Origin of the sequence: Pantoea sp. BL1, assembly GCF_000963985.1 — a bacterium.
Taxonomy (GTDB): domain Bacteria; phylum Pseudomonadota; class Gammaproteobacteria; order Enterobacterales; family Enterobacteriaceae; genus Pantoea; species Pantoea rwandensis_B.
In genome coordinates, this window is record NZ_JZRH01000023.1 from 32,781 (window position 1) to 43,620 (window position 10,840).

9 protein-coding genes are annotated in these 10,840 nt (G+C 54.3%); 5 read left to right on the forward strand and 4 right to left on the reverse strand.

Going from position 1 to position 10,840, the window contains the following annotated elements; genetic code table 11:
- Positions 1-162: 162 nt before the first annotated feature.
- A complete protein-coding gene (gene zwf, locus VH86_RS13080) occupies positions 163-1,638 on the reverse strand; it encodes a glucose-6-phosphate dehydrogenase (RefSeq protein WP_034828667.1) in 1,476 nt (491 codons plus the stop codon).
- A gap of 373 nt (positions 1,639-2,011) precedes the next feature.
- Between zwf and VH86_RS13085 the strand changes: the two genes are divergently transcribed.
- The 3 genes from VH86_RS13085 to VH86_RS13095 all read left to right on the forward strand — a co-directional run bounded on the left by VH86_RS13085 (position 2,012) and on the right by VH86_RS13095 (position 5,745).
- Positions 2,012-2,857, forward strand: a complete 846-nt coding sequence (locus VH86_RS13085; RefSeq protein WP_045833105.1) for a MurR/RpiR family transcriptional regulator — start codon at positions 2,012-2,014, stop codon at positions 2,855-2,857.
- Positions 2,858-2,974: 117 nt separating this feature from the next.
- Positions 2,975-4,417 (forward strand): pyruvate kinase, encoded by a 1,443-nt coding sequence (pyk, locus tag VH86_RS13090; RefSeq protein WP_038646525.1) that lies wholly within the window; start codon positions 2,975-2,977, stop codon positions 4,415-4,417.
- A gap of 92 nt (positions 4,418-4,509) precedes the next feature.
- Complete coding sequence (locus tag VH86_RS13095; RefSeq protein WP_045833100.1) at positions 4,510-5,745, forward strand: MFS transporter; 1,236 nt, start codon at positions 4,510-4,512, stop codon at positions 5,743-5,745.
- Between the two features lie 25 nt (positions 5,746-5,770).
- Here the strand turns inward: VH86_RS13095 and lpxM are convergent, their stop codons facing one another.
- From lpxM to znuA, 3 genes are all read right to left on the reverse strand, one after another.
- Positions 5,771-6,748, reverse strand: a complete 978-nt coding sequence (gene lpxM / locus VH86_RS13100) for a lauroyl-Kdo(2)-lipid IV(A) myristoyltransferase (RefSeq protein WP_038646521.1) — start codon at positions 6,746-6,748, stop codon at positions 5,771-5,773.
- A gap of 127 nt (positions 6,749-6,875) precedes the next feature.
- The gene (mepM, locus tag VH86_RS13105) at positions 6,876-8,204 is read right to left on the reverse strand and encodes a murein DD-endopeptidase MepM (RefSeq protein WP_038646518.1); all 1,329 of its coding nucleotides are present in this window, start codon (positions 8,202-8,204) and stop codon (positions 6,876-6,878) included.
- A gap of 14 nt (positions 8,205-8,218) precedes the next feature.
- Positions 8,219-9,190, reverse strand: a complete 972-nt coding sequence (gene znuA / locus VH86_RS13110) for a zinc ABC transporter substrate-binding protein ZnuA (RefSeq protein ID WP_038646515.1) — start codon at positions 9,188-9,190, stop codon at positions 8,219-8,221.
- Between the two features lie 77 nt (positions 9,191-9,267).
- Here znuA and znuC point away from each other — a divergent pair, with 77 nt between their 5' ends.
- Positions 9,268-10,023, forward strand: a complete 756-nt coding sequence (znuC, locus tag VH86_RS13115; protein WP_038650045.1) for a zinc ABC transporter ATP-binding protein ZnuC — start codon at positions 9,268-9,270, stop codon at positions 10,021-10,023.
- Positions 10,020-10,805: a zinc ABC transporter permease subunit ZnuB gene (znuB, locus tag VH86_RS13120; protein WP_045833101.1), complete on the forward strand. Its 786-nt coding sequence runs from the start codon at positions 10,020-10,022 to the stop codon at positions 10,803-10,805. Before znuC ends, znuB begins: the two co-directional genes overlap by 4 nt.
- Positions 10,806-10,840 lie beyond the last annotated feature (35 nt).

Below are 10,840 nucleotides of genomic sequence, written 5' to 3' on the forward strand. Positions count from 1 at the left end.
CAACCTGCTGCGTGCAGCAAATACTGTTACACCCTCTCTGGTCCGTCAACGCTTACATTTTCTGGAAATAAAAAAACGCTTTCGATTAACATCATCGAAAGCGTTTGTCGGTTGTATCTCATGCCTAACCAGTCGCTAAATCACTGGCTGTGCCATCACAAATTATTCAAACTCATTCCACGAACGGCCATCACGCGTAATCATCGCGACGGAAGCCACCGGGCCCCATGTGCCGGCCTGGTATGGCTTAGGCGCTTCAGCATCGGCGTTCCAGGCATCAATGATGGAATCCACCCAGCCCCACGCCGCTTCCACTTCGTCACGGCGTACAAACAGCGCCTGAATACCACGCATGGTTTCCAGCAGCAGACGCTCATAGGCATCCGCCAGATGCGACTGGTTGAAGGTCTCAGAGTAGCTCAGATCCAGCTTGGTGGTCTGCAGTTTGTGCTTGTGATCCAGACCCGGCACTTTATTCAGGATCTCGATATCCACACCTTCATCTGGCTGCAGACGAATCGTCAGCTTGTTCTGCGGCAGTTCAGCGTAGGAGTCTTTGAACAGGTTCATCTCTGGGTTCTTGAAGTACACCACAACCTCAGAGCATTTGGTCGGCAAACGCTTACCGGTACGCAGGTAGAACGGCACGCCCGCCCAGCGCCAGTTGTCGATATCAACACGGATCGCCACGAAGCTCTCGGTAGCGCTCTGCTTGTTCGCGCCCTCTTCTTCCAGGTAGCCTGGCACTTTTTTGCCCTGCACGAAGCCGGCGGTGTACTGGCCACGCACGGTTTTTTCACGCACGTTGGTTTGGTCGATACGACGCAGCGAACGCAGCACCTTCACTTTCTCATCACGGATGGCATCCGCACTGAGATCGGATGGCGGTGACATGGCGATCATGGTGAGGATCTGCAACAGGTGGTTCTGGATCATGTCACGCATCTGGCCAGCTTTATCGAAGTAACCCCAACGGCCTTCGATACCCACCTCTTCCGCCACGGTAATCTGCACGTGATCGATGGTGCGGTTATCCCAGTTATTGACGAAGATGGAGTTGGCGAAACGCAGTGCCAGCAAGTTCAGTACTGTCTCTTTACCGAGATAGTGGTCAATACGGAACACCTGGCTCTCTTCGAAGTACTTGCCAACGCTGTCATTGATCTCTTGCGAGGTCTCGAGCGAGGTGCCGAGCGGCTTCTCCATCACCACGCGCGCCGGTTTAGCATTCAGCTTGGCGGCGCCCAGGCCGTCGCAAATGGCACCAAAGGTGCTCGGCGGCATGGCGAAGTAGTTGATGGTGACACGATCTTTCTGGTCAAGCATCTTGCCCAGTTTGGTGAAATGCGAGGTGTCGTTAACGTCGAGGTTGCAGAAATCGAGACGGCTGCTGAGTTTATCCCACAGCGCTTCGTCGATTTTCTCCTTCATGAAGGTTTCCAGCGCTTCACGGACCACTTTGGTGTACGCGTCTTTGTCCCACTCCGCGCGCCCCACGCCGATGATGCGTGTGGTGTCGTGAATCTGACCGGCTTTCTCCAGCTGATACAGTGAAGGCAACAGTTTCCGGCGAGCAAGATCGCCTTTGGCACCGAAAATAACCAGATCGCATGCCTGGGCTGTTTGTGTTACCGCCATTTTCCTCTCCTCGTTGCAGGATATACCCGGTTTGAGCGTCCTCATCATCCCAGGTCCTTATTGTAATTTTCTTACAGCACAATGTACTTTTTTCCCCGCATCGGAACAACCCAGACGCGGTGTGGCATTAGCCATTACTTTGAACATGATGGCGAACAAAGGTGTGTTGTGGTGTGCGCTTTTGCCGCTTTTTCTGTTTCGATGTTTGTCGGGATAAAACCCGGCAACGATCAAAGTATGACAAAAAAAACGCGCTTACATTTGTCCGCTGCTGCGTGCGAGGGTGTATTACACGGTATATTGTTGTGAATTGGCAGCGTTTTATCATGTGATGAACGCGACGAAAGTGATTGAGACGCATCGGGTTAACGACATGCTGGAATATATTCAGGCGCAACTTCACGCGCTGAGCAAATCAGAACGGAAAGTGGCAGAACAGATTCTTGCCGCTCCGCAGCAGGCGATGCACTCCAGCATCGCCACCCTGGCCCGTGCCGCCGATGTCAGCGAACCGACCGTTAATCGCTTTTGTCATCGTATGGGCACGCGCGGCTTCCCCGACTTCAAGTTACGGCTGGCGCAGAGTCTGGCGAAAGGACCGAACTGGGTCAGTCGCGATGTGGAAGAAAATGACAGCGTCGAAAGTTACAGCCACAAGATTTTTGATTCCGCCCTCGCCGGTTTAAGCCACGTGCGCCAACAGTTGGATCTACAGGTCATTGATCAAGCCGTTTTGGCTCTGACTCAGGCCCGAAAAATCGCCTTCTTTGGTCTTGGTGCCTCAGCGGTTGTGGCGCACGACGCGACCAATAAATTCCTGCGCTTTAATCTGCCGGTCATCTGGTCAGAGGATATTGTGATCCAGCGCATGAGTTGCATAAATAGTGGGCCAAATGACGTTTTTGTTCTCATATCACATACTGGTCGAACCAAAAATATGATAGAACTGGCTCGCCTGGCGCGTGTAAACGCTTCCACAGTACTGGCTATCACCTCTCCGGGTTCACCCCTTGCGGCAGAAGCAACCCTCGCACTGACGCTCGATGTACCTGAAGATACGGATATCTACCTGCCGATGGTTTCCCGCCTTGCGCAATTAACCGTGGTTGATGTTTTGGCGACAGGTTTTACCCTTGAGCGTGGCGCGGCTTTCCGCGAAAATCTGAAACGGGTGAAAGAAGCGCTCAAAGATTCGCGCCTGGAAAAGCGGGTGCAGTAAAATAATTAACATCACATTCACAATGTGAGTCGAATCACAGCCCATCGATCATATAGAATATGCGATTACACCGTGTCCCCTTGAGAGTGACACGAACCTTTGTCAACGGAGTCCTTCATGTCAAGACGTCTCAGAAGAACCAAGATCGTAACTACCCTCGGCCCAGCCACCGATCGCGACAATAACCTCGAAAAAATCATCGCGGCGGGCGCGAACGTGGTGCGACTCAATTTCTCCCACGGCACCCCTGAAGACCACCAAATGCGCGCCAACAAGGTGCGTGAGATTGCCGCTAAGCTTGGCCGTCACGTGGCGATTCTGGGCGACCTGCAAGGTCCAAAAATTCGTGTTTCCACCTTCAAAGAAGGCAAAGTCTTCCTGAATGTCGGCGATCGCTTCCTGCTGGATGCGGATATGGGCAAAGGCGAAGGCGATAAAGAGAAAGTCGGTATCGACTACAAAGGCCTGCCAGAAGACGTGGTGCCTGGCGACATCCTGCTGCTGGATGATGGTCGCGTGCAGTTGAAGGTGCTGGAAGTTCAGGGTGTGAAAGTCTTCACCGAAGTCACTGTCGGCGGCCCGCTTTCCAACAATAAAGGCATCAATAAACTCGGTGGCGGTCTGTCTGCAGAAGCGCTGACGGAGAAAGATAAAGTCGATATCATCACCGCCGCGAAAATCGGCGTGGATTATCTTGCCGTGTCCTTCCCACGTAATGGGGAAGACATGAACTACGCTCGCCGCCTGGCGCGCGATGCAGGTTGTGATGCCAAACTGGTGGCCAAAGTCGAACGTGCTGAAGCCGTTGCGTCACAGGAAGCGATGGATGATATCATCCTCGCCTCTGACGTAGTGATGGTCGCACGTGGCGACCTCGGCGTTGAGATTGGTGATCCAGAACTGGTGGGTATCCAGAAGGCGCTGATTCGTCGTGCGCGTCAGCTGAACCGTACCATCATCACCGCCACGCAGATGATGGAGTCGATGATCACCAACCCGATGCCAACCCGCGCTGAAGTGATGGACGTGGCGAACGCCGTGCTGGATGGTACCGATGCTGTGATGTTGTCAGCTGAAACGGCTGCTGGCCAGTATCCAGCGGAAACCGTGTCTGCGATGGCGAAAGTGTGCCTCGGTGCGGAAAAAATCCCAAGCGTCAACGTGTCTAAGCACCGTCTTGAAGTGCAGTTCGACAACGTGGAAGAAGCGATTGCGATGTCCGCGATGTATGCAGCCAACCACCTGCAGGGTGTTTCTGCCATCATCACCATGACCGAATCGGGCCGTACCGCGCTGATGACCTCACGTATCACTTCTGGCCTGCCGATCTTCGCCATGTCACGTCACGAACGTACATTGAACCTGACTGCGCTGTATCGCGGCGTGACGCCGGTTTACTTCGACAGCAACAATGATGGTGTAGCCGCCGCGCATGATGCAGTGAACCTGCTGCGCGACAAAGGTTTCCTCGTCTCGGGCGACCTGGTGATTGTCACCCAGGGCGACGTGATGGCAACCACCGGCACCACCAACACCAGCCGTGTTCTGCGCGTAGACTAAACGCGCACGCTCCACCAACAGCGGCTGTAACAACATGGATAAACGCGACTGCCTGGCAGTCGCGTTTTTATTTTTTCTGACAAGGAGGCCAGATGGCCCGCTATAAACCGATTACCCAACTCACCGGACGGGTGCTGCTGTTCCCGCTCGCGCTGGTGTTGTTTGAGTTCGCGACTTACATCGCCCATGACATGATTCAGCCCGGCATGCTGCTGGTCACTTCTGAATTCAACGTCGGCCCGGAATGGGTGTCAACTTCTCTTACTGCTTATCTGATGGGCGGCGTGGTGCTGCAGTGGCTGCTCGGCCCGCTCTCGGACAAATATGGTCGCCGTCCAGTCCTGCTGTTCGGCATTCTGTTCTTTGCTGCGGCCTGCATTCTGACCACCTGGGTCACGAACATCGAACAGTTTGTCACCCTGCGCTTTATCCAGGGCATCAGCCTGTGCTTTATCGGTGCAGTCAGTTATGCCGCAGTGCAGGAAGCGTTTGATGAGGCTTTAGCGGTGCGCATGATGGCGTTAATGGCTAACGTGGCCCTCTTAGCCCCGCTGGCCGGTCCGCTGGCGGGTGCCGCCTGGTTGACCGTAGGTGAATGGCGTAGCATGTTCTGGCTGTTTGCGATTTGTAGCGTGGTGGCTTTTATGGTGCTGTGGCGCATCATGCCGGAAACCGCTGGCGATCGCAGTCACTCCATTGCCCTGCCCAATCTGGCGCGCGCCTATGGCCGTCTGGCACGCGATCGTCAGGTGATATATGGATCTTTCGCTATTGGCCTGGTGTTTATTCCGATTCTGACCTGGGTTGCCCTGTCGCCCGTGATTCTGATGCACGACGAGGGCTTATCGCGCATGGAGTATGCGCTGCTGCAACTGCCAGTGTTCCTCGCCATGATCGCTGGCAACCTGACGCTGGGTAAACTGGCGGGTCGCGTTCCCATCGAGCAGCCGGTCAAATTCGCCGCGTGGCCGATTTTGATAGGTTTGAGCATCTCGTTGCTGGCAAACCTGCTCGACAGCCATACCTACCTGCTGCTGACTGCAGGATTGAGCCTGTATGCCTTTGGTGCAGGCATGGTCAACGCCGGTCTGTATCGTCTGACGCTGTATTCCAGCAGCGAAGGTAAAGGCAGCGTGGCAGCCATGCTGGGTATGATCAGTATTCTGACGCTGGCCATCGGGATTGAACTGGCGAAAGCAGGCTACTTTAGTGGGGGCACGCCATGGTTCAGCGGCATCAATTTTGCGGCGGGTGTGCTGTGGTTTGGCCTGGTCACGCTGTTCCTACGTGAACGTATCCGACGCAGCCACGTTGAAGCGGTAGAATAATCAAAGGGGCCAATCGGCCCCTTCGTTATTTCTTGCGAGGATAAAGCTCCTTGCGCGCATAAGGTTCAATATCCCCTTCTTTGCGCGTTTTCAGCAGCTTTAAAATCCAGGTGTATTGCTCTGGATGCGGCCGCACAAATATCTCAACTTCCTCATTCATTCGCCGCGCCAGGGTGTTATCGTCGGCATCCAGCAAATCGTCCATCGGTGGTCGAACATAGATTTCCAGACGATGTGTCTCGCTGTTGTACACCGGAAACAGTGGCACCACGCGCGCTCGACACACTTTCATCAAACGGCCGACCGCGGGCAGTGTTGCTTTATAGGTGGCAAAGAAATCCACGAACTCACTGTGCTCCGGGCCGTGATCCTGGTCCGGCAGATAGTAACCGTAATAGCCCTGACGCACCGAGGCGATAAACGGCTTAATGCCGTCATTACGTGCATGCATGCGGCCACCAAAGCGACGGCGTACGGTGTTCCACACATAATCCAGCAGCGGATCGCTCTGATTATGGAACATGGCCGCCATCATCTGGCCCTCTGACGCCAGCAGCATCGCCGGGATATCCACGGCCCAACCGTGCGGCACCAGAAAAATCACGTTCTCTTTGTTGGCCTGCAAGGCTTCGATAATTTCACGGCCGTGCCAGTCAACGCGTTGGCGCACACGAGCCGGATCGCGCATCCCCAACTCAGCCATCATCACCATCGCCTGTGGCGCGGTGGCAAACATACGATCAGCAATCTCTTCGCGCTGTGCTTCGCTTAGCTCCGGCAGGCAATAATAGAGATTGATCAACGCACGACGACGCGCACTTTTTGCCAGCTTACCGGCAAACCGCCCCAATCCACCCAAAATCGGGTCGCGCACTTTGGCTGGCAGCATTGCCATGCCCGCCAGCGCACCAATCGCCAGCCAGTTGCCCCAGTATTTCGGTTTTAAAAAAGAACGTTGAAAAACGGGAATAAATTCACTGTTATTTTTCTTTCGGGTTTCCATGCACTCGCCTCTGACAATGACGGGACAATGATAGTGACGGTGGTTAATTTTGCAATCATCATGCGTCAGATAGCAAAAAACCGACGAATAATTCGTCGGTTTTTTCAATATTGGCTACAGAAATGGGTTATTTCAGTGCCAGCTGTGGCAGATAACTCTTCACGTCCGCCAGATAGTTGCTGCGGTCTTTACCCGTCAGCCCTTCCATACGCGGCAGTTTTGCCGTAAGTGGATTTACGGCCTGATTGTTGATCCACACTTCGTAATGCAGATGTGGCCCCGTAGAACGCCCGGTGTTGCCTGACAGCGCAATACGGTCACCGCGCTTCACTTTCTGTCCTGGTTTCACCAGCGCCTTACTCAGGTGCATATAGCGGGTCATATACTGACGACCGTGACGAATCGCCACGTAGTTACCCGCCGCCCCGCCATTTTTTGCCATCACCACTTCACCATCACCCACGGCAAGCACCGGTGTGCCGATAGGCAGTGCGAAATCGACACCCTTGTGCGGCGCGATGCGGCCCGTTACCGGGTTAAGACGGCGCGGATTAAAGTTGGAGGAGACGCGATACTGTTTCACCGTCGGGAAGCGCATAAAACCACGCGCGAGGCCTGAGCCGTTACGATCGTAGAATTTGCCATCTTCAGCGCGGAACGCGTAGTAATCTTTGCCGCCGGTACGCAGACGCACGCCGAGCAGCTGGCTCTGCGCACTTTTGCCATCCAGCATCTCGCGGGACATCAGCACGCTGAAATCATCCCCGGCGCGCAGTTTGCGGAAATCCATCTGCCACTGCATGGCTTTAATGACGTTGCTGGTTTCAGCACTGGTCAAGCCTGCCCGCTGGGCGCTGGCGCCAAAGCTGCCACGCACTTCACCTTTCAGCACACTATTCTGCCACTCACCCTTTTGCATCTCCTGCTGCATCTTAAAGCTGCCATTCGGCTGACGCTCGTAAGTGCGGGTTTCGCGGCGATCCACTTCCCAGGTAAAGTTTTGCAGTTGACCATCCGCATCCAGCGTCCAGCTGAGTTGCTGGCCGACGCGCAGGTTACGGAAGTCTTTATCGCTACTGACTAACGCATTGATATCACTGAGATCAATACCGTACTGATTCAGTGCGCTGCTCAGGGTATCGCCAGAGGAAACGGTGTAATCGTGTTGATTCGGGTTGTCCTGCACATCTTTATCGATGTCATCGGCCGGAATCTCTTCTTCCGGTTCAACCGTGGTCTGATCGATCGGCTCACTGGCTTCGGGTAACAGCGTGCGCAATTCGTTTTTGTCCAGCGTGATGTCTTTCACGATGGGGGCAACATCATGGGGATGGTAAACGTAAGGCCGCCAAACAGCGACGGCCAACGTGATAACAGTTAATGAACCCAGCATAACGCGGTGGGGACGCGGCAAATTATTAAATGCGAGGGCGACAGAGCGGGCTATCTGCTGCACTTTTACTTATTCCTTTATGCTCCATTCAGGCAGCTCGCATACTGGCTCGACAACTGTGAGAGGAATTTCACATAGCTGTCTTTGGTTAAGCTGATTCCCATGCCCAGCGGATCAAGTGTGCCTTTGCGCACGCTGGTTCCGCGAGACACGGCATCGATGACGGCCGGCCTGAATTGTGGTTCAGCAAAAACGCATACGGCTTTCTGCTCAACCAACTGTGTTCGTATTTGATGTAAACGCTGGGCGCCCGGTTGGATCTCAGGGTTGACGGTGAAATGTCCAGCAGGGGACAAACCGTAGTGTTTTTCAAAGTAGCTGTACGCATCGTGAAAAACGAAATAACCCTTACTCTTAACGGGGGCAAGCTGCGCGCCAATATGCTTATCCGCATCTGCTAATTCTGCTTCAAACTGCTGCAGGTTCGCGTCAAGTTTGGCTCTGCTTTGCGGCATAAGTTCCAATAATTTTCCGTGGATTGCAACCGCAGATTGTCGCGCAATCTCAGGTGACATCCACAGGTGCATATTAAACTCACCATGGTGGTGGTGTGTATGAGACGGCTCCTGGTCTTCAGACTTATCTGAGTCATGGTCATGATCGTGACCGTGCTCATGTTCGTCCTCGTCTTCACCACCACGAATCAGCAGCGGTTTCACCCCTGGCATCGCCGCTATTTCGAGATTTTTAGCCTCAGGTAACTCTGCCGCAGACTTGGTCAGAAACGCCTCCATTTCTGGTCCAACCCATACCACTAAGTCCGCGTTTTTAATACGTTTTACATCAGAAGGACGTAAAGCATAATCATGCTCTGAAGCGCCATCTGGCAACAGCACTTCCACTGGCGTCACGCCATCGGCAATCGCCGCTGCGATAAATCCGATCGGTTTGATTGAAGCGACTACGGCTGAGTGCGCGGGCATCGCGCAGGCGGCGGCGAGTGCCGCAGCAGGAAGAGTGAAAGCGAAGCGCTGCTTAATGTGTAACATAATGCGTCATTCCATCGTGACCTGTTGATGAAATGTGATATTATAACATTCGAAATTCAATGCAACCCGTAAATAATATGTCGTCACTTGTTACACTTGAAAACATCTCCGTGAAGTTTTCCCAGCGCCCTGTGCTAGCAGGTATCAGCCTGACGCTGGAGCCGGGGAAAATACTGACGCTGCTTGGGCCGAACGGCGCGGGCAAATCGACGCTGGTCCGGACGGTGCTCGGCCTTCTTACGCCAACAAGCGGTAGCGTCAAACGCACCCCCGGTTTACGCATCGGCTATGTGCCACAGAAATTGCACATTGATCCGACGTTGCCGATCACCGTTGAACGGTTTATGCGTCTGACGCGTGGCAGCAAGCGTGATGCTATTCTCCCGGCTTTGAAACGCGTGCAGGCCGGACATCTGCTCAATGCGCCTCTGCAAAAACTTTCGGGTGGTGAAACCCAGCGTGTGCTGCTGGCGCGTGCCCTGCTCAATCAACCCCAGTTACTGGTGTTAGATGAACCTACGCAAGGCGTTGACGTGAATGGGCAAGTGGCGCTCTACGATTTAATCGATCAGCTTCGCCAGGAACTCAACTGTGGCGTACTGATGGTTTCGCACGATCTGCATCTGGTGATGGCAAAAACTGACGAAGTGCTGTGTCTCAACCACCACATCTGCTGTTCCGGCACGCCAGAAGCGGTGTCTCAGCATCCAGAATTTATCGCCATGTTCGGCCCACGTGGCGCGCAGCAACTAGCAATCTATCGCCATCATCACAATCACCGTCACGATTTACAGGGACGAATTGTGCTGCGTAAAGGAAATGGTCCGTCATGATTGAACTGTTATTACCCGGCTGGCTCGGTGGCGTGCTGCTGGCGCTGGCGGCGGGTCCGCTTGGCTCGTTTGTGGTCTGGCGCCGCATGTCTTATTTCGGCGATACCCTTGCGCACGCTTCGCTGCTCGGCGTGGCCTTTGGCCTGCTGCTCAATGTGAATCCCTATTACGCGGTGATTCTGGTAACCGTATTTCTGGCTCTGGGCTTAGTGTGGCTGGAGCGTCGTCCGCATCTGGCCATTGATACGTTACTCGGCATAATGGCGCACAGCGCGCTGTCGCTGGGTTTGGTAGTGGTCAGCCTGATGCAGGGTGTACGCGTCGATTTAATGGCGTATCTGTTTGGCGATTTGCTGGCGGTCACACCGGATGATTTGTGGATGATGGGCGCTGGCGTGGCCATTGTACTGGCGGTGATGGCATGGCAGTGGCGCTCACTGCTGTCGATGACCATCAGCCCGGAGTTGGCGCAAGTGGATGGCGTCAACATTCAACGCACGCGCCTGATGCTGATGCTGGTCACCGCCTTGACCATTGGTGTGGCAATGAAGTTTGTCGGTGCACTGATTATCACCTCACTGCTGATTATTCCCGCCGCCACAGCGCGTCGTTTTTCCCGTTCACCAGAACAGATGGCCGTGTTTGCGGTGATAATTGGCATTCTGGCGGTCACTGGCGGACTGACGTTCTCCGCCACTTACGACACGCCCGCTGGCCCTTCCGTCGTACTCTGCGCCGCTGTGCTGTTCATCATCAGCATGGCGAAAAAGCCGGCGTCGTAATAAAGGGGCCATTAATGGCCCTAATGCCAGTCAGT

Bases quoted from the DNA above. Each gene is read 5' to 3' on its own strand.
- znuC (WP_038650045.1), top strand. From the start codon at position 9,268: ATGTCGTCACTTGTTACACTTGAAAACATCTCCGTGAAGTTTTCCCAG.
- pyk (WP_038646525.1), top strand. From the start codon at position 2,975: ATGTCAAGACGTCTCAGAAGAACCAAGATCGTAACTACCCTCGGCCCA.
- VH86_RS13095 (WP_045833100.1), top strand. From the start codon at position 4,510: ATGGCCCGCTATAAACCGATTACCCAACTCACCGGACGGGTGCTGCTG.
- znuB (WP_045833101.1), top strand. From the start codon at position 10,020: ATGATTGAACTGTTATTACCCGGCTGGCTCGGTGGCGTGCTGCTGGCG.
- zwf (WP_034828667.1), bottom strand. From the start codon at position 1,638: ATGGCGGTAACACAAACAGCCCAGGCATGCGATCTGGTTATTTTCGGT.
- lpxM (WP_038646521.1), bottom strand. From the start codon at position 6,748: ATGGAAACCCGAAAGAAAAATAACAGTGAATTTATTCCCGTTTTTCAA.
- VH86_RS13085 (WP_045833105.1), top strand. From the start codon at position 2,012: ATGCTGGAATATATTCAGGCGCAACTTCACGCGCTGAGCAAATCAGAA.
- znuA (WP_038646515.1), bottom strand. From the start codon at position 9,190: ATGTTACACATTAAGCAGCGCTTCGCTTTCACTCTTCCTGCTGCGGCA.